The sequence below is a fragment of the Veillonella parvula genome (assembly GCF_047241225.1).
Classification (GTDB): domain Bacteria; phylum Bacillota; class Negativicutes; order Veillonellales; family Veillonellaceae; genus Veillonella; species Veillonella parvula_O.
The window spans coordinates 522845-543968 of sequence record NZ_JBKTIE010000002.1; the positions used below are offsets into that span (position 1 = coordinate 522845).

18 protein-coding genes are annotated in these 21124 nt (G+C 39.6%); 9 read left to right on the top strand and 9 right to left on the bottom strand.

Annotated elements, in window-relative coordinates:
- Window positions 1–28 precede the first annotated feature (28 nt).
- The 6 genes from mnmE to rpmH all read right to left on the bottom strand — a co-directional run bounded on the left by mnmE (window position 29) and on the right by rpmH (window position 4081).
- Window positions 29–1414 (bottom strand): tRNA uridine-5-carboxymethylaminomethyl(34) synthesis GTPase MnmE, encoded by a 1386-nt coding sequence (gene mnmE, locus ACLRYO_RS05825; protein WP_413084733.1) that lies wholly within the window; start codon window positions 1412–1414, stop codon window positions 29–31.
- Window positions 1415–1595: 181 nt separating this feature from the next.
- Window positions 1596–2393, bottom strand: a complete 798-nt coding sequence (gene jag / locus ACLRYO_RS05830; RefSeq protein ID WP_413084734.1) for an RNA-binding cell elongation regulator Jag/EloR — start codon at window positions 2391–2393, stop codon at window positions 1596–1598.
- A gap of 9 nt (window positions 2394–2402) precedes the next feature.
- Complete coding sequence (locus ACLRYO_RS05835; protein ID WP_413084735.1) at window positions 2403–3068, bottom strand: YidC/Oxa1 family membrane protein insertase; 666 nt, start codon at window positions 3066–3068, stop codon at window positions 2403–2405.
- Between the two features lie 168 nt (window positions 3069–3236).
- Window positions 3237–3458, bottom strand: a complete 222-nt coding sequence (gene yidD / locus ACLRYO_RS05840; RefSeq protein WP_012865047.1) for a membrane protein insertion efficiency factor YidD — start codon at window positions 3456–3458, stop codon at window positions 3237–3239.
- Between the two features lie 49 nt (window positions 3459–3507).
- Window positions 3508–3867 (bottom strand): ribonuclease P protein component, encoded by a 360-nt coding sequence (gene rnpA, locus ACLRYO_RS05845; RefSeq protein ID WP_008601880.1) that lies wholly within the window; start codon window positions 3865–3867, stop codon window positions 3508–3510.
- Window positions 3868–3946: 79 nt separating this feature from the next.
- Complete coding sequence (rpmH, locus tag ACLRYO_RS05850) at window positions 3947–4081, bottom strand: 50S ribosomal protein L34 (protein WP_004692946.1); 135 nt, start codon at window positions 4079–4081, stop codon at window positions 3947–3949.
- A gap of 1046 nt (window positions 4082–5127) precedes the next feature.
- Here rpmH and dnaA point away from each other — a divergent pair.
- The 9 genes from dnaA to ACLRYO_RS05895 all read left to right on the top strand — a co-directional run bounded on the left by dnaA (window position 5128) and on the right by ACLRYO_RS05895 (window position 14879).
- The gene (gene dnaA / locus ACLRYO_RS05855; RefSeq protein ID WP_021148805.1) at window positions 5128–6702 is read left to right on the top strand and encodes a chromosomal replication initiator protein DnaA; all 1575 of its coding nucleotides are present in this window, start codon (window positions 5128–5130) and stop codon (window positions 6700–6702) included.
- Between the two features lie 326 nt (window positions 6703–7028).
- Window positions 7029–8141, top strand: coding sequence for a DNA polymerase III subunit beta (gene dnaN / locus ACLRYO_RS05860; protein WP_413084736.1), 1113 nt, complete (start codon window positions 7029–7031; stop codon window positions 8139–8141).
- A 251-nt stretch (window positions 8142–8392) separates the two neighbouring features.
- Window positions 8393–8626 carry an RNA-binding S4 domain-containing protein gene (locus ACLRYO_RS05865; protein WP_205112587.1) on the top strand — a complete coding sequence of 78 codons (234 nt, stop codon included), beginning with the start codon at window positions 8393–8395 and terminating at the stop codon, window positions 8624–8626.
- A gap of 3 nt (window positions 8627–8629) precedes the next feature.
- Entirely contained in the window at window positions 8630–9730 is a 1101-nt protein-coding gene (gene recF / locus ACLRYO_RS05870) for a DNA replication/repair protein RecF (RefSeq protein ID WP_302683019.1), read from the top strand.
- Window positions 9717–10619, top strand: coding sequence for a DUF721 domain-containing protein (locus tag ACLRYO_RS05875; RefSeq protein ID WP_012863617.1), 903 nt, complete (start codon window positions 9717–9719; stop codon window positions 10617–10619). Before recF ends, ACLRYO_RS05875 begins: the two co-directional genes overlap by 14 nt.
- A 13-nt stretch (window positions 10620–10632) precedes the next feature.
- On the top strand, window positions 10633–10881 hold the full coding sequence (locus tag ACLRYO_RS05880; RefSeq protein WP_058948347.1) for a hypothetical protein: 249 nt from the start codon (window positions 10633–10635) through the stop codon (window positions 10879–10881).
- Between the two features lie 77 nt (window positions 10882–10958).
- The gene (gyrB, locus tag ACLRYO_RS05885) at window positions 10959–12860 is read left to right on the top strand and encodes a DNA topoisomerase (ATP-hydrolyzing) subunit B (RefSeq protein ID WP_302683018.1); all 1902 of its coding nucleotides are present in this window, start codon (window positions 10959–10961) and stop codon (window positions 12858–12860) included.
- A gap of 10 nt (window positions 12861–12870) precedes the next feature.
- Window positions 12871–14352, top strand: a complete 1482-nt coding sequence (locus tag ACLRYO_RS05890) for an amino acid permease (protein ID WP_004698078.1) — start codon at window positions 12871–12873, stop codon at window positions 14350–14352.
- A gap of 209 nt (window positions 14353–14561) precedes the next feature.
- The gene (locus ACLRYO_RS05895; protein WP_004692937.1) at window positions 14562–14879 is read left to right on the top strand and encodes a YbjQ family protein; all 318 of its coding nucleotides are present in this window, start codon (window positions 14562–14564) and stop codon (window positions 14877–14879) included.
- Window positions 14880–15116: 237 nt separating this feature from the next.
- Here the strand turns inward: ACLRYO_RS05895 and ACLRYO_RS05900 are convergent, their stop codons facing one another.
- The 3 genes from ACLRYO_RS05900 to ACLRYO_RS05910 all read right to left on the bottom strand — a co-directional run bounded on the left by ACLRYO_RS05900 (window position 15117) and on the right by ACLRYO_RS05910 (window position 21034).
- Window positions 15117–18179 carry an efflux RND transporter permease subunit gene (locus tag ACLRYO_RS05900; RefSeq protein WP_413084737.1) on the bottom strand — a complete coding sequence of 1021 codons (3063 nt, stop codon included), beginning with the start codon at window positions 18177–18179 and terminating at the stop codon, window positions 15117–15119.
- A complete protein-coding gene (locus ACLRYO_RS05905) occupies window positions 18176–19240 on the bottom strand; it encodes an efflux RND transporter periplasmic adaptor subunit (RefSeq protein WP_413084738.1) in 1065 nt (354 codons plus the stop codon). Before ACLRYO_RS05905 ends, ACLRYO_RS05900 begins: the two co-directional genes overlap by 4 nt.
- Before the next feature lie 438 nt (window positions 19241–19678).
- Window positions 19679–21034 (bottom strand): hemolysin family protein, encoded by a 1356-nt coding sequence (locus ACLRYO_RS05910; RefSeq protein ID WP_004698061.1) that lies wholly within the window; start codon window positions 21032–21034, stop codon window positions 19679–19681.
- Window positions 21035–21124: the final 90 nt, after the last annotated feature.

Consider the following 21124-nt stretch of genomic DNA (forward strand, 5'->3'; position numbering starts at 1 on the left):
GTTACTTATCTTATTGTAAAAGTTTAAATCACTTACCAAGGCAAAAACGACTAAACAATTCATCTATCATGCTTTCTCGGATGGTATCGCCCGTGATGTCGCCTAGTAGTTCCCAAGCGCTACGCAAGTCGGTGGCCACAAAGTCTACAGGCATGCCCATGTCGATAGAGGAGAGGGCTTGTTCTACTTGAGCCTTCGCTTGTTCCATGAGGCTGATGTGGCGCACATTACTGATCATGGCGCTATTGTCTTGTTTTACGCGACCGCCGTAGACGAGTTCTTGCACCCATTTGGAGAGAACCGCAGAGCCTTCGCCTTCTTTAGCACTGATCTGTTCGATAGCCGTGAAGGTTCCGTGTTCTTTAATATTTTCATCTGTAACGACTTGTGCCACATCGGACTTATTAAGGAGTACGATGGTATTTAAACCGCTCACAGAGGTCAAAATTTCGATTTCTTCAGGGTTTAACGGAGTAGATCCGTCAATAACGCAGAACACGATGTCTGCTTTATTGATATAATCACGAGCACGCTCCACACCAAGGGCTTCTACCGTATCTTGTGTGTCCCGAATACCTGCTGTATCGATGAGGCGCAAGGAAATACCTTCTACAGTCATATATTCTTCAATACTATCCCGCGTCGTCCCTGGAATATCCGTTACGATAGCGCGGTTTTCGCGCAAAAGAGCGTTCATAAGGCTCGATTTACCTGCATTTGGACGACCTACAATAACCGTCGTAATACCGTCCCGAATGAGGCGACCTGTATTCGCTGTGGACAAGAGATCATCCATGGCTTGCAAAATAGGCTGCAACTGTTCGCGAACCTCTTGGCTCGTTACGTCTTCTATATCCTCCTCAGGATAGTCGATGGTTACCTCTAAATGAGCAATCATGGCGATGAGCTGTTCACGCACATCTTTTACAAATGAAGAAACAGTCCCGTCAAGCTGAGCCACAGCGAGGGAGAGGGAGTCCTCCGTTTTTGCTTCAATAATATCAATGATTGCCTCCGCTTGCGTGAGGTCGATACGTCCGTTCATAAAGGCGCGCTTCGTAAATTCACCGGCATCAGCCATGCGCACATCGTGATTTACGAGCAATTTCAATATTTGTCGAACCGGCACAATACCGCCGTGACACTGGATTTCTACCACATCTTCCGCCGTGTAAGAATGAGGGCCTTTCATTAATAATACAAGAACCTCGTCGATGGTCTTGTTCGTTGTAGGATCCACAATGGTCCCATATTGTATCGTTCTATTTTGGCGATCCATCAAAGGAACGGTGCCAGTGCTCTTGAACAGGCTATTTACAATAGGAAAACTATCCTTGCCGCTAACACGAATAATACCAACCCCACCGATGCCGGGCGGTGTCGCAATGGCCGCTATTGTATCATCTATATACATACATATCTCCGTATTTCGATTATTATCTTTTATATGTTCTTCGCCTGTGAAAGTTAAACTAAACCAATCTTACCCGCGCGAAGATTAACTTAGGTTAGCTTTCACCATAACCTAAAGAATAAAGGGAACAGCCCTCAAGTAACGGAGAATACCAGTTACCTGAAAGCTGCACCATTATATTTTATTTTTTGTACGAAATCACAACGTGACGGAATGGTTCATCCCCTTCACTGTTGGTAATAACATTTTTATCCCCTTGAAGGGCGGTATGAATGATTTTACGTTCAAAAGCATTCATCGGTTCTAAAGAAACCTTTTGACGATTGCGTTTCACCTTAGAAGCCAAGCGTTTCGCGAGATTCACCAATGTTTCTTCTCGACGAGAACGATAATTTTCCACATCTACCATGATATGGCAATGTCCAGATACATCCTTGTGAGCCACGAGATTTGTTAAGTATTGAATAGCATCCAATGTTTGACCATGTTTACCAATCAAAATACCTAGCTCTTCGCCGTGTACTTGGAATGTAATTTTATCTTTCGTCATCATTTTTTCGATAACAACAGTGAGGCCCATTTGTGTAAACATATCATCGAGGAATTGTTTACCTTTTTCAGCAATTTCTTGTTGATCCTCTTTTGAAAGTTCCTTTTTAGAAGGTTTTTCTTCTACAGTACCTTCAGAAGTTTCAACTGCCGTATCTTGTACTTCTATTTCGCTTGTTGCCACCGGCTCGGAAGCAACAGCCACAGATTGTTCTTCCGCGTTAGTTGCTTCTTCTGCAGTAGCAGATTTAGCTAAAGCGGTGAAGAATAAGCGAACAACTGCTGGTTTACGACCAATGCCTAAAAATCCACTAGAAGGTTGTTCTAAGACCTTAGTTTCTACCAATTCTTGGCCTTCAGAGGCCAATTGAGCTACACCTTTAGCAATGGCATCTTCAATGGTTTTAGCAGATACATCGATAAATTCCATAATTGCCTCCTACTTAGCGTTCAAATTTTTGTAAATGAAATGCTGTTGAATCAATTGGAATACGTTAGAAACTACCCAGTAGATAACGAGACCAGATGGGAAGCTCAAAGAAATGTAACCAATGAATAAAGGCATAAAGATTGTCATAATCTTTTGTTGTTGCGCAGCTGCACCAGTTGCACCACTACTAGTTTGACGAGACATAACCCATGTGGATAATGCACTCAAAATAGGTAAGATGTACATTGGATCTGGATCGCCAAGGCTAGGCAACCACAAGAATTGTACAAAGTTTGGATCATATGGGTAATCTTTCAAAGCCCAGTAAATCGCGATCAAGAATGGCATTTGTACCAATAATGGCAAGCAACCAGCCAATGGGTTAACGCCCATTTCTTTGTACAATGCACCCATTTCCGCTTGCAGTTTTGCAGGATCGTTTTTATATTTATCTTGCAATTCTTTCATGCGAGGCTGCAATTCTTGCATAGCCTTCATGGATTTGATTTGCTTAACAGTAAGTGGTGCCAAAATCGCTTTAATAACGATTGTTAAAAGGATAATAGCCACACCATAGCTTGGATAACCTATCATTTGAGTCAATTGGAACGCATAGGTTACCAATGTGCTCATTAAATCAACGATAGGTTGGAAAATACCACTTAAAAAGTCCATTGTTTCTCCTTTTTCATACAGTCCGAAATCGTCCTTTGCGCATCTATATATCGTTATGGTATGGTCTAAATTTCATCCATACAGATGCTCAGGTATTTCCAAAACTATGCTCAATGGTTTTTGTGAAAGTAACTTTCACAGAACACATACAGCCTAATCCCACGTGGATTAGGGAACTGGATCGTAGCCACCCTTATGGAAAGGATGACAGCGAAGAATGCGTTTTAAACCCATCCAGCTACCTTTCAAAGGACCATATTTTTCGATGGCCTGCAGAGTATATGTGGAACATGTCGGATAATAACGGCAACATCCAGGTTTTAAGGGAGATATGGCGAGCTGATAAAACCTAATTAAAAGTCGTAAAAGCATGGTTATACAGCGTTTCATGGAAACCTCCATATACACAAAAAGGACCAAAGCCTTCTAACTTGTGGTCCTATTTATCATTTTGTATCAATAATTTGCTTTTTCGCAAGAGATACAAAATCTCCTTTTCCGCTTTTTCGTAGGTAGCGTTTTTCAGAGGGCCACGTCCAACAATTACGATATGATACCCTTCGCGAATGGAGTGCTGATTGAGGCGATATACCTCTTTCATCAGGCGTCTAGCTCGGTTGCGCTCCACTGCACAACCAACCTTTTTACCTGTTACAAAACCAATGCGCGTAGGTTGCTTTGCCACGGGCATACGATACAGTACACACATACGGCCTACTTCGTATTTTCCGTGCTTATACACAAGGCGATATTCATTATTGTGCGTCAGTCGTCTTGCTTTATCAAGGCAATAATCCATATGCATTGTCCTTAAGTCCTAAGAATAGAAAAACTTGGCAGCAGCGCCAAGTTTTTTCTCCTGCCTAACAGCTATTATATTATGCAGATAAGCGTTTTCTGCCTTTTGCACGTCTTCTTTTCAAAACGAGACGGCCACCAATAGTTTTCATGCGTTCACGGAAACCATGGGTACGTTTTCTCCAAAGAGTATTTGGTTGGTAAGTACGTTTCATTAGTAAAACACCTCCTCGTCATTTTGTATTGTTTTACTTATACCATAACAGGGTAATTATAGAGGTAAAACGTAAATTTGTCAATCATTTAGGGCTATTCTGAAAGACTTTCATGTGGATTTTACTTAAATCCGATAGAACTTAAAACTGATACTACTTTTATAGGGGGAGGAATATAGGGCTCCTTCATCGCTCCATACTCATCGTAAAGTCGCTCAAAAGGACCCTAATTCCCTCCCTAAGACAACCCTAATGTCACCTTCAACACCACTACACGATGTAAACGTAACATCAATTTATCAGCATACAAGAACTCACAACCTTAATTTTTTTATATTAGACAAATTTACATTTTAATCTCCAGTTGAAGAGAGGGGAGGAATAGATGTGGTTTTCTCCCTCCATACTCATCGTTTCGGTCAAAAATCCACATCTATTCCTGCTCCTAACACTCCCTTTTAGAAAAATCACTAGTTTGTCATTTTTATCTATCATTTATTTTTGATTATCTGAAGGTTGATGTTGTTATGTTCATCAATTACTTTTCCATCTATGTGTATAATAATCATAAAAATTATCTTATTGGAGGAGGGGAATGAAAACTACTTTTTGAGCGACTTGCGTTAGAATGGAGCGATAAAAGTAGTTTTCATTCCTTCCCCAAAAGTAATTGATGAACAAATAATGAGATAATTATTGATTTATTAACACATTTCCTTCAGATAACCAAAAGTTATCCACAGAATAAATGACAAACTAGTGATTTTTTGGTACAATCATAACTGAAATTAGGAAAAATTATATATTTTTATAGGTTTTTGATGGATAACTTTCGAGGTTATCCACATTTTTTCTCTTTTAGTTTATAAAAACTGAAAAGTCAGTAATTATCTATATAAAATAGACTTTTATTTTTACTTATTCACAGGTTATACACAAGTTATTCACAGGAATAATAGTTTTTTCCACAGCTTTTACAATAGTTATGCACATTATTCCTAAAGTTATGCACATTTATTGCAATAGTTATTCACAAGAGGCACGTCATGCAATCATTTGATTTAAATAATATATGGGAACATATATTGCAAGAGGCGAAAAAGAATATGCAGCATTTACCTGACGCATTGTATTTGCGCGTCACGTCATCGTTGATTCCCATGTCTCTCGAAAGTCATTCGATCCATATTGGGGTCATGCAAACATTTGTAAAAAACTTAATCGACCAGCAGCCGCAGATTAGCAAGGCTTTGCAGGATGCGATTACTACGGTCATCGGTTCCCATCGGGATATGGTATTATTCGATTTCAATCAAGAGAGTGTAGATACTACCTTTGTTGATGAAAGTCTCATCGATACGCCAGTTGTAGCACCGCCAATGCCTTTACCTCCTATAGTAGAGGAAAAGGCTCATCAAGAGGAGTTTTACACACCGGTCTATCAAGATCCTGTTTACATCGATCGAGCTCCAGCGCCTGTGGATATTCCAGACGAGCCAATGATAGCGACACCAAAGAAACCATCAGAAATATTGCCAACATTACAGTCTGACAATGTACCTGTGGATTTATCACTATCTAATCTCAATCCGGCGTACCGTTTTGATAATTATGTAACAGGCAATGCCAATCGCATTCCTTTTGGAGCCGCTCAAAATGTAGCTGAATTCCCAGGCGGCGACTATAATCCACTCTTTATCTATGGTCCATCGGGCCTCGGCAAAACACACTTGATGCACGCCATCGGTAATGCTATCAAGGAAAATCATCCACATATGAAGGTCATGTCCATTACGAGCGAAAACTTTATGAATATTTTCGTTGAAACATTGCAGCGCAATCAAGGTAAATTATTCCGCAACACGTTCCGCAATATCGATGTGCTCATGATTGACGATATTCAATTTCTTGAAAGCCGTGAAAGTACGAAAACTGAACTGTTTAATACATTCAATGAATTATTAAATAACAACAAGCAAATTGTACTTACCTCTGATACGATGCCAAACGATATGGAACAGTTCGAAGATCGTCTTCGCTCTCGTTTCCAAGCTGGTTACATTGCCACAATGGAAAATCCAGATTTAGAAACGCGCATTGCCATCTTCAGATCATTGCTCGAACGAGAATATAAAAAGAATCGCATTATTCGTATCGATAATGATTCAATTAACTACGTAGCATTGCAATTTAGCGAAAACGTCCGCGTATTGCAAGGTGCTTTCACCAAGCTCATCGGTACAGCATCCATCGATCAACGTCTCGAATCTATCGACCTAGAATACACAAAACACGCCTTGGCGGGCCTCGTTCATACCGAAGAGGTGAATATGGTTAATATTGAAAGCATCCAGAATTTTGTGAGTTCTTATTTCAATATTAAAAAGCAAGACCTACTCGGCAAGAAACGAAAAGCCCAATTCGCATTTCCACGGCAAATCGCCATGTATCTATGCCGCGATATGATTAATGAAAGCTATCCTCAAATCGCAGCAGCTTTTTCTCGTGACCATACGACAATTCTCCATGCGTACGATAAAATAACGAAGGAAATTGAAAAAAATGAAGAAACTAAACGAATGGTTGCAGAAATCAAACAGAAATTAACAACCTGTGGATAACTCTGTGGATATACGGTGAATAACTTTGTGGATATCCTAAAACTCATACTTTGATGTTAATATGTGGATAAGTAGGTACAAACTATCAACATAGTTATACACAACTCATAATTCACACAATTAGTGGCGCCAAATCACTTTTACACATATAAACAGGCCCCTACTATTACTACTACTAAAACTAACAAACAATCAAAAAACCAGTAGAAATAGATCTACCGCAGAATATCTATAGAACATCTACGATAGTAAACATACAATATTAAAAACAAATCAAGTAATTATTAGTGCTTTTACAATATATAAAAATCATAAAGGAGTAACATATGCATATTACATTCCCAAAAGCAAATCTCCAAAAAGCAATCAACGTATTGCAAAAGGTATCTCAAAATAAAACAAGTTCCAACTTACCAGGTGCTATTTACATAACTACAAAAAATGGTCAAGTAGAATTGCAAGGTAACGACTTTGAACTTGGTATCCGTTTAACAATTGACGGAGACATTAAAGAACCTGGTACTTTAGTAGTAGGTTCCCGTTATTTCCAAGAATTAATTCGTAAATTACCTGGCGATACTATCGAACTTTACAAACCAGAAAACGGAAATTCTTTGACAATCACATCTGGATCTTCCGAATTTAATCTTGTTACATTACACCCAGATGATTTCTCCTTGGTTGAACAAATTCACGACCAAGATCATGTAAACATCGATAGCTTTGCTATGAAAGAACTCATCGATTTAACAAACTACGCAGCTGCTACTGATGAAGATCGTCCTGTATTTACCGGTGCTCTTCTCGAAATCAAAGAAAACGAAGTGACTATGGTTGCTACCGATACACACCGTATGGCTGTTAAAAAAATTACAATTGATGAACCAGCAACGACTCCAATGCGTGCTATCATTCCTACAAAAACGTTAGCTGAAGTATCTCGTTTATTACCAACAGATAATCCAGCCATGATCAATATCATTTGGAATCGTACACAAATTGTATTTAATTTTGAATCTATTTATATTATTTCTCGCTTAATCGAAGGAACGTATCCTGAATATGAAAAGGTAATTCCTTCCCAATTCGATTCTAGTGCTGTTATCGACCGCCGCGAATTCGCTGGTGCTGTTGATCGCGTATCCTTATTGGCTAAAGACATCAGCTATAACGTAATTCGTTATGATTGGTCTGAAAGCAATGTCACATTATCTACTCAAAATACTGAAATCGGTATGGCTAAAGAAGACGTAGCTGTTGAATTTAAAGGTACACCTTTCACAATCTCCTTCAATGGTCGTTACATCTCTGATATCTTGCGTCACAGCACAGGAGATAATATTCACTTGTTCTTAAAACAAAATGGTCCTGTTGTCATTCGCCAAGACAATAATCCGAACTATACATACGTAGTAACACCAGTTCGCACGAATGCATAAAAGTAAAAGCAGGGCAGTAGTCAATGGAGGAGCTTGCGACGACAGAGACACTGCATCGCTTTGTTCTGAACGTAAGATTTTCTAGATAACAAAGTTATCTAAGAAAATCCACAGTGAAGAACTGTGCTTTGGGCTCCAACCAAATATAACTTTGGTCGGAACGTGCAATTTTTCGAAAAAAATGCTCAGAGAGCGACCTGGACTCAGTATGATATATATTATTATGCAAATTGTCCAAATAGGAGGACGTTATGAAAGAGAAACAGCAGGTACCCATTCATACGGAGTACATTCAAATTGATCAGTTGTTGAAGTTAGAAGGCATCATTGAAACAGGTGGTCAAATTAAATCTTTCATCGATGAAGGTATCCTTACCTTAAATGGTCAAGTTGTAACGGAAAAACGCAAGAAATGCCGCGTTGGTGATGTGATTTCTTGTGAAGGTCTTGATGTAGACCTCGTGATTACACAAGAGGAGGCATAATCGGTGAGAATTGACTCACTTCAGTTATTTCAGTTTCGTAATTATAAGGATGTACAGATACAGTTTAATCCTGAGATTATTGTTCTATATGGCACTAATGGGGCTGGTAAGACGAATATCCTCGAATCGATTTATGTTGGTACCATTGGTAAAAGCCATCGTACGAATGATACGTCAGATATGCTCATGTTTAATGCTGAAGAAGCAGGCATAGTTGTAAAATTCGAGAAAAAAGATACGCCTCAAAAGGTAAATATTAAATTATTCCGCCAAGGGGCCAAGGATATTCGTTTAAACGACACAAAAATATCTCAAAAAGAACTGATTGGTACATTAAATACAGTTATCTTTTGTCCTGAAGACTTACAGCTCATTAAGGGAACTCCGTCTGGTCGTAGGCGTTTCCTAGATATGGAAATATCTCAGACCAGCGCTACTTACTATCATCAATTGATGCAGTATAATCGGTTGTTACAGCAACGAAATGCAGTCCTAAAAGAATATAGGGGAAAGAATAATATTCCTCTTGAAGAATGGGATTTGCAGCTAGCAGATATGGCGAGCTTTATCGTAAAGAAACGATTAGAAAGTTTGAAAAAAATTAATCTGCTCATCGATTTGATGAATCGTAAATTGACGGGTGGACTCGAGAATTTAACCATCGGTTATGAACAGCCGTATATGGACAATGGTTCATTAGAATATACAAGGGAAGGCTTTTACGAACGCATCAAAGCAGCGTTGCCGCAAGATCGTCATCGTTTGAGCACTAGTGTAGGTCCTCATCGCGATGATTTAAGATTCTTTTCCGATGCTATGGATTTAAAGAAATTTGGATCGCAAGGTCAGCAACGAACCGCTGTATTGTCCTTAAAGTTGAGTGAACTTGAGTTTATCAAGTCAGAGGTAGGAGAATATCCAGTTCTTCTCTTGGATGATGTATTGAGCGAACTTGATGAGTCGAGACGAGTGAATTTATTGCAGTTTATTCATAAACGAATTCAAACATTTATTACCACTACAGATATTCACGATTTTAAAGATTTGAAATCCGTTCAATTTATTTCTTGTGAAGGGGGAAATGTTCAGTATGGACAGCCTTGATCTTTGTTTACCAAAGGCCTTAGCAGAACTGAATTTACTGGAACAATATAAATTAAATACCCTCGTTCACAAGTGGCGTGATGTAGTAGGCGATGTTATTGCTGATCATACGAAAATTGTGTCTATCAAGCCTCCAGACATGGTTATCAGTGCAGATAATTCCATGTGGATGCAGGAATTACAGATGCAAAAACGACGTATCATCGAGGCTATCAACAAGTATTACCGCCAAGAGGTAATTACCGATATTCGATTCATCATGAAACGTCAGAGCTATGTGAAAGTAGAAATTAATACGTCTCTAACGATTCCTGATGAACAGATTATTACAAAACGTATTAATTTTGCTAATATCGTGCTTTCAAAAGAAGATGTAGATGCCATCGATAAATCCTTAGAACAAACGGATAACGAAGAATTACGAGCTGCTTTCAGAAAAGTACAAATTACGGCTCGAAAGCGTGAAATATATTTAGAGCAGCATGGGTATCATCGTTGTAAGCGATGTGGCATGCACATGGAATCTAAAAAAGAAATCTGTCCGACTTGTGAATATGAATTGCATCGAAAACATATTAAGGACATTAAGTCTGTTATTAGAAAGTATCCATACTTTAAATACAGCGACTGTCAGCAATTTATACAGTGTACCTTCCCAGACTTTGCAGAAGCGATGCGGGAATCCATATACTTTTACCTGGATAAGATTTATAAAGGATCTATCAATCGCCGTCATATGTTTATGGTGGCCATGCTCATCACTCATAAGAAACCTGATGAGCTAACGGATCAGCATGTTATCAATTTGTGTAATAAATATCGATCAAAGTTCCTCGCTGAAGAAGAACAGCGCAAAATTGATGCTCTTAATGGGACATTAGAAAAGTAGAGGGGGCATTCTTATGTACGTTCATATTGGAGATACCATTTCCGTGCCTATAGAATCCATCATTACGATGGTGCATGCCAAGGGCGGAAAGTCCCATAAAAGTCCTATTCATCACTATGAAACGCTAGAATATATCGCCATGGTGCCAGAGGAGCAAATTAAGACATACGTGGTCACTGATGCTTGTGTGTATGGATCTGGTATCAGTATTAAGACTTTAATGAGACGGATTGATGAGTTTTATAGTATAATAAAGAGATAAAGTTTAATCCTGTACATGTTTTGTCACTTTATTTCAATCAAGTACAGTATGATAGATTGTTAGGAGGAGTTTGTTTCATGCCTGAACAAAATTATAGCGCTCAGAATATTCAGGTTCTTGAGGGTCTAGACGCAGTGCGTAAACGCCCAGGGATGTATATTGGTAGTACGTCTGCTCGTGGTTTGCATCACCTCGTATACGAAGTTGTAGATAACTCTGTAGACGAAGCGCTTGCTGGTTACGCTACACATATCGAAGTATCCATCAATCCAGATAACAGTGTTACTGTTGTCGATGATGGTCGTGGTATTCCAACAGGGATGCATGAATCTGGTATGTCTGCGGTAGAGTTAGTATTAACGAAATTGCATGCAGGTGGTAAATTCGGCGGTGGCGGTTACAAGGTATCTGGTGGTCTTCATGGCGTAGGTATTTCCGTAGTTAATGCGTTGAGTGAATGGACTAAGGTTCAAGTATCTCAAAATGGCATTGTTCAAGAGATTTCCTTTGCTCGTGGTCATAAAACTTCCGAGTTGCACGAAATCGGCAAGGCTTCAGGAACTGGTACTACAGTTATTTTCAAGCCAGATGCAGAAATCTTTGAAACTACCGTATTCAGCTTTGATACATTGAAAATGCGTTTACAAGAATTGGCATTTCTTAACAAAGGCCTTCGTATTACATTGAGCGATTTGCGCCTAGAGGAACCTCGTGTTGAAAGTTTCCACTATGAAGGTGGTTTGATTTCTTTCATTACCTTCTTGAACGAAAATAAAGAAGCAATTAATCCAACTGTTATCAACATTGAAAATACAAAAGATGACGTTGTGGTAGATGTGGCATTGCAATATAACGATAGCTATAGCGAAAACTTGTTGTCCTTTGTAAATAATATCAATACTATTGACGGTGGTACACATCTATCTGGTTTCCGTGCTGCTTTGACTCGTACCCTCAATGATTATGGCCGTAAATCTGGTTTGATCAAGGAAAATGAGTCTAATCTTTCAGGTGAAGACGTGCGTGAAGGTTTGACAGCTGTCGTATCTGTAAAAGTGTTGGAACCTCAATTTGAGGGTCAAACAAAAACTAAACTTGGCAATAGCGAAGTTAAAGGTATTACAGATGTTATCGTTACAGAAGGTCTTAAAACATTCTTTGAAGAACATCCTCAAGATGCGAAGAAAATCATCGAAAAAGCAACGATGGCAAGCCGTGCTCGTGAGGCTGCTCGTAAAGCCCGCGACTTAACTCGCCGTAAAAATGCTTTGGAGGTATCTAGCCTTCCTGGTAAATTGGCGGATTGCTCCGAAAAAGACACATCTATGACTGAAATTTATCTTGTGGAAGGTGATTCTGCGGGCGGTTCTGCAAAACAAGGTCGCGATCGTCGTTACCAAGCGATTTTGCCATTGCGCGGTAAGATTCTTAACGTAGAAAAGGCACGCCTTGATAAGATTTTGGCTAATAACGAAATTCGCTCCATGATTACCGCTTTCGGAACTGGTATTGGGGAAGAATTCGATATTACAAAATCCCGTTACAACAAGATTATTATCATGACAGATGCGGACGTTGACGGTGCTCATATCCGTACATTGTTATTAACATTTTTCTACCGTTATATGAAACCATTGGTAGAGGAAGGTCATATCTATATTGCCCAACCACCTTTGTACCAAATCAAGAAGGGCAAGTCTCACTGGTATGTATACTCTGATGCAGAGTTAACTGCTAAACTTGATGAAGTAGGCCGCGATGGTACTACAATTCAACGTTATAAAGGTTTAGGTGAAATGAATCCTGAACAATTATGGGAAACTACAATGAACCCTGATAATCGTACGATTTTACAAGTTAGCTTAGAAGATTCTATCGAAGCTGACAAAATCTTTACGGTTCTCATGGGTGATAAGGTAGAGCCTCGTCGTAAATTTATTGAAGATAACGCGAAATACGTGCGTAATCTAGATTTGTAAGAGGTGACCCATGTCTGAAAATCATAATAGTAACGTAGAGTTTACGTCTAACAAAGATCAACACCTAAAACGGTCCCTAAAAGCTCGTCATATGAATATGATTGCTTTAGGTGGTGCTATCGGTACAGGTTTATTCGTTGCTGGTGGTGAAGTGGTAAGTACAGCTGGCCCTGGTGGTGCTCTTGTAGCTTACGGCCTCATTGGTATCATGGTTTATTTCCTCATGACATCTCTTGGGGAAATGGCTACATACTTGCCAATTCCAGGTTCCTTCGGGACTTATGCAAAACGCTATGTAGACCCTGCTTTTGGTTTTGCCTTAGGTTGGAATTACTGGTTTAATTGGGCTATTACCTTGGCTGCTGAAGTATTAGCAGGGGCGCTTATCATGAAATATTGGTTCCCTGATGTGCCTGCCATCGTATGGTCTGCTCTGTTCTTGCTCATTTTATTTGGCTTGAACTATTTATCTACTCGTTCCTTTGGTGAAAGTGAATATGTGTTCTCTAGCATCAAAGTTATTACAGTATTCGTATTTCTATTCTGTGGCTTTATGCTCATCTTTGGTATCGGTGGTACATCTCCAGGATTTGCAAACTGGACTGTAGGAGAAGCTCCATTTGTAGGTGGCTGGGAATCTATTCTAGCTATCTTTATGGTGGCAGGATTCTCCTTCCAAGGTACTGAACTGATCGGTGTAGCCGCTGGTGAAGCGGAAGACCCTGAAAAGAACGTGCCAAAAGCGATTAATACAATCTTCTGGCGTATTCTATTATTCTATATCGGTGCTTTCACGGTTATCGGTTTCTTGATTCCGTACACAGATCCAAATTTGTTGAACTCTAGTGTAGAGAACGTATCTATTTCTCCATTTACACTCGTATTTGATCGTTTTGGTTTTGCCTTTGCTGCTAGCTTTATCAATGCTATCATCTTAACAGCTGTATTGAGTGCTGGTAACTCTGGTTTGTACTCTTCTACGCGTATGCTGTACGCACTCGCTAAGGAAGGTCAAGCACCTCAAATTTTTGCTAAGTTAAATAAACGCGGCGTTCCAGTGCCTGCGTTAATCTTAACGACAGCAATCGGTTTATTTGCGTTCCTAACAAGCTTTATCGGCGAAGGTACAGCCTATACATGGATTGTTAATATTTCTGGTCTATGCGGTTTCATCGCTTGGGTTGGTATCGCAGTATCTCACTATCGTTTCCGTCGTGCTTTCATTGCACAAGGCAGAGATCTTAGTGAATTGCCATACAAAGCGTGGTTATTCCCAGTTGGCCCAATCTTGGCGTTCATTCTTTGCGTCATCATCATTTGTGGTCAAAACTACTCCGCTTTCACAGGCGATACTATCGACTGGTACGGCGTATCCGTTGCCTACATTGGCTTACCAATCTTCTTCGCAGTGTACCTTGGTTACAAATACATCAACAAAACTAAAGTTGTGCCGTTGAAAGAAGTTAACTTAGACCGCGATTTTGATAGATAAAAATATAAAATTAGACCTGTTCATTATGAAAGTAGTGAACAGGTCTTTTTTTGATGTATAATATGTAAATTTTTGATATATAGTATGTAATTTTTGGAGATACAATATGTAATTGTTTTATGTGAAAGCTATATTTATATTTGTTTTTCTCTAAAAGTCTTGTTATAATAAATCAAAATATATTGTAGTCAATTAGAAAGGATACAATTATGATTATTACTACAACTATGCATATTGAAAACAAACCTGTACAAGAGTACAAAGGTATTGTATTTGGTGAAGTCGTAGAAGGCCGTAACTTTGTAAAAGATTTCATGTCCGGTATTCGTGACATTGTTGGTGGTCGTAGCGGTAGCTATGAAGATTCTTTGATGAATGCGCGCAAAGCAGCTCTCGACGAAATGTCTCAACGAGCTTCTAAATTGGGTGCTAATGCTATTATTGGCGTATCCTTCCAATACAGCACAGTAGGTGCACAAAATGGCATGCTTATGATTACATGCAATGGTACAGCCGTTGTAGTTTAATAAATAATAGACTAAGTCAGATATAATTATTAATATAATCCTAAGGGAAATAAGTAAGTCGTAATGTATTATTGTGACTAAAAAAACAGCAGGGGAAAGCCCTGCTGTTTTTTTATATGATATTTATTAAAAAACCCCCTATAAAAAGTATTAGAAACTTTTATAGGGGGTTTTTTGTATTGTGGTTTATCTATATATCTTATAGATAATAAAAAAGCAGAAATAGTTACTGCTTTTTTATTTTACCTTATACCAGCTTGCATACATGACTGGTAATACGATGAGTGTTAGAACCGTTGCCACTAGTAAGCCGCCGCTAAAGGCGATGGCCAATGGGCTCCAGAATACAGATCCCATGAGAGGAATCATGCCTAAAATCGCTGCGATAGCGGTAAGCATGATAGGTCGGAAACGAAGTGTAGCGGAGTTGATAATCGCTTCACGAGGTTCTTGTCCTTCTGCCTTGTGGATTTCGATTTGGTCTAACAAGATAATAGAGTTACGGATGATCATACCTGAGAGGGCGATGATCCCTAGAATAGCCATAAAGCCTAACGGCGTTCTCGTAATATTGAGTGCTAATACAACACCGATTAGTCCCAATGGAGCAGTGAGTAGAGCCATTACCATGAGGGCGATACGCTTTAATTGGAACATGAGGATTGTCATGATTACAAAGAGCATAATTGGCATTGGCGTTAATAGCTTTTGAACGGCTGTTTCACTCTTTTCAGCGGCGCCGTCTAGGTCAATAGAATAGCCTGTAGGCAAGGAATCGCGAATGTCTTGTAAGGATTTGTAAACCTCTTTTGTTTTCGCATTACCCAATACACCTGCTTTTACATTCGCATGCACACTAATGGTTGGCATCATATTGCGATGCCAGATAATACCATTCTCTTGTGTCATGGTAATGGTTGCAATTTGGCTAAGTGGTACATAGGAGCCATTTCCTGTTTGAATTGGCAAGGATGAAAGAGCACTTAAGTTATGTTGCTCGTTGTCACCTAAACGGAAGGTAACAGGAATGGTTTGGTTCCCTTCGTAGTATTCACCAGATTTAGTACCAGACAATAGACTTTGCAAGTGCAAGGATACAGCATAGCTATCGATGCCGAGTAAACGTGCCTTGTTTGGATCGATGTGAATATTGGCTACAGGTTCTGTATCTGGCCAGTCAAAGGCGATATTTTGTAAGTCTTTATCGTCTTGCATTTTAGCTTTTACTTGATTTGCAATTTCTTTTACCACCTTTTGATCAGGGCCAGCAACGCGAAGCATGACTGGAAATTTGGATGGTGGACCGATTTGTAAGAATTGCGTATTTACAAGGGCCGATGGGAATTGCTCGTTTAAATACGGAGTCAATTCAGCATAAAGTTTATCGCGATCCTCTAAGGATTTTGTGACAATTACATATTGCAAGAAGTTGTTCCGTTGCAATTCCGGTTCCAAGGTGAGGACGAAACGTGGAGAACCTTGCCCAATGTAGGAGGTGAAGGTTGCAATGCGTTCGTCGTCTTTCAAATGTTCATCGATGAGTTTTGCTTGGTTAGCAGTATATTCGATGGACGAACTTTGAGGGAATTGCATGGATACGATGATTTCATTACGCGTTGATGATGGGAAAAATTCCTGTTTGATCAATGGTAGTGAAAGCAAGGATAAAACGAAAGCTCCTAATGTGGCCAGTAGGACTATCTTGTGATGTCCTAGAGCCCAATGTAATAGTTTTTCAAATTTATCATAGAAGGTTACATTGAGCTTATGCATGATACGGTCTCGTTTAGTCCATTCCGATTCTGGCTTGGGAGCCTTGTTTTCGATGATTTTATAACCCAATACAGGGCTGACGAGAACAGAGGCAAACCAAGATAGGATGAGCGCCATAAATACGACGATGGATAGGGATTTTGTAAACTCTGCTACCATACCTTGTGCCAATGCTAATGGCAAGAAGCCTGCACAGGTAATGAGCGTACCCGATAGCATTGGGAATGCTGTAGATTGGTAAGCGAAGGTAGCCGATTTAAAGTGACCCCACCCTTCTTCGAGTTTAACACTCATCATTTCTACAACGATGATGGCATCGTCTACGAGGAGGCCTAAAGCTAGGATTAAGGCACCTAAACTAACCTTATGTAGATAGATGCCGCTTTCATACATCAAGATGAACGTCGTAGACACAACAACTGGAATGGTGAGGGCTACAACGATACCGGTTCGTAAGCCGAGAGATGCAAAGCTTACGAGCAATACGATGGCGATGGCTTCAAATAAGGATTGAGAGAAATCGCCGATGGATTCCTTAACGATATGCGGTTGATTCGATACTTGATTGAGTTCGAGGCCGGCAGGAATCGTTTTTTGTAATTCCCCGAGTTTTTTGTCGATGGCTTCGCCGAATTCGATATTATTAGCCCCTGCATCCATGGAGATGGCGATGCCAATGGCTGGCTTGCCTTTGTAATAGAACTGTGGATCGCTAGGGTCTTGGTAGGTCATGGTTACATCAGCCATGTCACCGAGGCGCAAGGTTTGGTTATTGATGCGGATTGGCATATCTCGCACCGCTTGAGGACTATCGAATAGGCCATTGACGCGGAGATATACATTGTTTGTATCCGTTGTAATCACACCAGCCGGAACCATCATACTTTGCTGTTTAAGCGCTGTTAACAGCTGTTGTGTACTGACTTTATAGGATGCGAGTTTATCCTTGTTTATAGTTACATTGAGGGTTTGTTGTTGCACCCCAATGAGGCTGATTTTTTTAACATTAGGCACAGATAAAAGCTGACGTTTTAGGTCTTCTGCTTGTTGTCGTTTTTCTTCATACGAATACTCATCACCACTGATGGCATAGATAATGCCATATACATCGTCGAACCTGTCGTTGATGGTCGGTCCTTGAACGCCTGCAGGCAATGATTTCCATTCGTCGTTGATCATATTCCGCGCTTCTTCCCAAGCGGGACGAATCTTATCGGATGGCAAATCCTCTCTTAAATTGATATAAATAACGGATTTGTTGCCATCTGTGAAAGATTTTGTATAATCTACACCAGGAAGGTCGCGTAGTTTTTCTTCGAGTTTGTCCGTTACCTGATCCGACATTTCTTGTGGAGAAGCCCCCGGCCAAGCAACACCGACCACCATGGTTCGCATCGTAAAATCAGGATCTTCCATGCGTCCCATATGGGTGAATGAGAAGATACCGAAGGTGAGGAGCACAGCCATGAAGTAGTAGATAATGGACTTGTGTTTAAGAGCCCATTCGGCTAAGTTAAATTGTTTCATTGACTAACCGCCGTCCCTTCTTGTAATTGTTGGGTACCTGCGGTGATGACAATGTCACCTTTAGCTAAACCAGATGTGACGATGACGGAGTTCTTACCGAACTCACCAGTCTTGATAGGCACGAGATGAGCCTTCTTATCGCGGATGATATAGACCGCATTATTGCCGTTAGAGTCTTTTACAAGAGCCGTTAACGGAATAGAAATATTGGTACTATCTGTGGTAGATAGATTAGCATTGACCGTCATGCCTAGTTGTACCTCTTTAGGCGCATTTTGTAAGGTAATTTTTACGGTATACGTTCTGGCTACAGGGTCAGGAACTGGTGAAATTTCACGTACTACGCCTTGTACTGTTACATCTGGTAAGGCCCAGAAGGTAATAGTAGCAGGGCTTCCTACATGAATTTTACTTAACTCTTGTTCAGGAAGGGCAATGACTGCTTCTGGATCGTGACCAGCCGCTAAGGTACCAACGCTTTGACCGGCTGCTACGACTTGTCCTGCTTCAATATTGAAAGCTGTAATAATACCTGTATCAGGAGCCGTTAAATTAGTATAGCTATTTTGATTGCTGCTCAAATTAAGGCTTGCTTGTGCTTGTTGTAATTGAGCAGATGTGGCATTCAATTGATTTTCAGCTTGGTCTAATTGCAATTTACTAATCGCTTGTTGTGCATAGAGTTCGCGGTATCGTTTAGCATTGGTTTCTGCCAATTCGTAGGCCGATTGAGCAGCTTTTACAGCACCTTCAGCATTTTGCAACTGAGCTGATGTATCTGAACCATTGATTTGAGCAATGACTTGGCCTGCTTGCACTACATCACCAACATTTACAAATTTATTGATGATACGCCCTCCAATTTGAAAGGCTAAATTTGTTTCTGTTTTATTATGAATGGTGCCTGCATAGCCAGCACCAGTAGTTCCAGACTCTTCACCTATAGTGATGGTGCGCACCTTGAGACTTGTATCTTCAGGGGGCTTTTCTGATCCACAACCACTTATGATGGCGGTTCCTATTAATAGGGCGCCTATGGTTGCTATGATTCGTTGATTCATAGAATCTCTCCTTTTACTACCACATATAAGTCCTATGAAATACACTATACAAAATGATCATAGGACTTTATATTTTATTGAACTTATTTTAGGATAGCAATTATTTCTAAATTAGCTATTATTTCTATATTAGGTTTAATTATATATTTTATACAATTTAATAATACTATATTTATGTTGAAAGTTCTAGCCTTTATGCAGAAAATAAAAGAATTATATAATTAATGTATATAATTGGTGATAATTTTTTAAAGTAATCTATATATTTTGATAGTATATGTATTACTTATTTTATGGATACAAAAATGTATCAAAAAAGTGAGTCCTCTATTGATTGAGCTGTATCCAAAAATATGTATAATTTTTGGGGTACAGTTCATAGGAAGAGAACTCACTTCTTTAGCTTTTGTCAGCTTTTGTTTATGTATAGTTTGAATTTTATTTTTCTTCTTCTTGTTCTACAATAGGTTCTTCATAGGTTACAAGAATTTTATCAATACGAGTATGATCCATATCGATGACTTCAAAGGTGTAGCCGTCCCATTTTGTCTTGTCTAGTTCTTTTGGAATGCGACCGAAGAGGACGTTTAAGAGACCGCCCATAGTTTTGTACAAATCGTCTTCTTCACCTGGTAATTCTTGATCGATGTGAAAGAATTCTTTAAATTCATCTACGTCGAGTAGACCGTCTACGAGCCATGCACCATCACGTTCGATGATTTTATTTTCTTCTTCTTTGATTTCGTCTTCACCAGAAGGCATAAGGCCTACGATTTCTTCCATAATATCATGCAAGGTTACGAGACCTGTAAAACCGCCGTACTCATCGAGGATAATGGATTCGTGAACGCCTTCAGTACGAAGGACGTTCAATAATTTCATGAGTGAAATGGATTCAGGAACGAGAACAGGTTCTTTCAAACAAGCTTTGATGATATCGTGAATGGAACTTTTACTAGGACGTTGCATAATTTGAACTAATACATCGGATACGGTAACGAGGCCTTTTAATTCATCCAAGGAATCAGTACCTACAGGAATGCGGTAATGATTGGCATTCTTGAGGACCTCCATGATTTCGTCTTCCGTACCGTTAAGATCAATCCATTTGAGCTGTGTACGAGGCGTCATTATATCACCTGCGTTCATATCTGCGAGATGGAAGATATTTTCTACGAGGATAGGTTCTTCCTCTTCGTAAGCACCCATGGCAACGCCTTCGGTAAGCATTTTATTAATTTCAGATTCTGTAACAGGAGCTTCTTCTTTTACAGTAACGCCTAATATTTTTAACAGAAATTCTGTGGAAATGCCGAGGAAGCTAACGATTGGTTTTAACGCTACAGATAGCCAGTAAATTGGTTTTGCTACTACAACGGCAATGCTTTCAGGGCTATTTAAGGCCAAGCGTTTAGGCACGAGTTCGCCGATAACGAGGGATAAATAGGTAATGATGGCAACGATAATGAAGGAGCTCACAGAGGCTGCGTATGGTTCGATGCTTGGAATATTTGATACTAAAATTTCTTCTAATGGACCAGAGAAGGTGGCACCAGAATACAAACCAGTTAAAATACCAACGAGGGTAATGCCAATTTGAATCGTGGAGAACATATCATTTGGGTTCTCTGCCAATTCAAAGGCCTTTTTCGCGCGTTCATTACCTGCTTCAGCCAACTCTTCAAGTTTACGTTTTTTCGCATTCACGATGGCTAACTCCGTCATAGAGAATAAACCATTCGCGATGATTAATACGATGATAATTATAAAATCTAAGGTCAGATCACTGTCCATGTAAGTAAATACTCCTTTTTAATGACATACAATTCTGCACGTGAGAATAATAGAAATATTACTCCTAGTATACCATATCGGCATTAATAA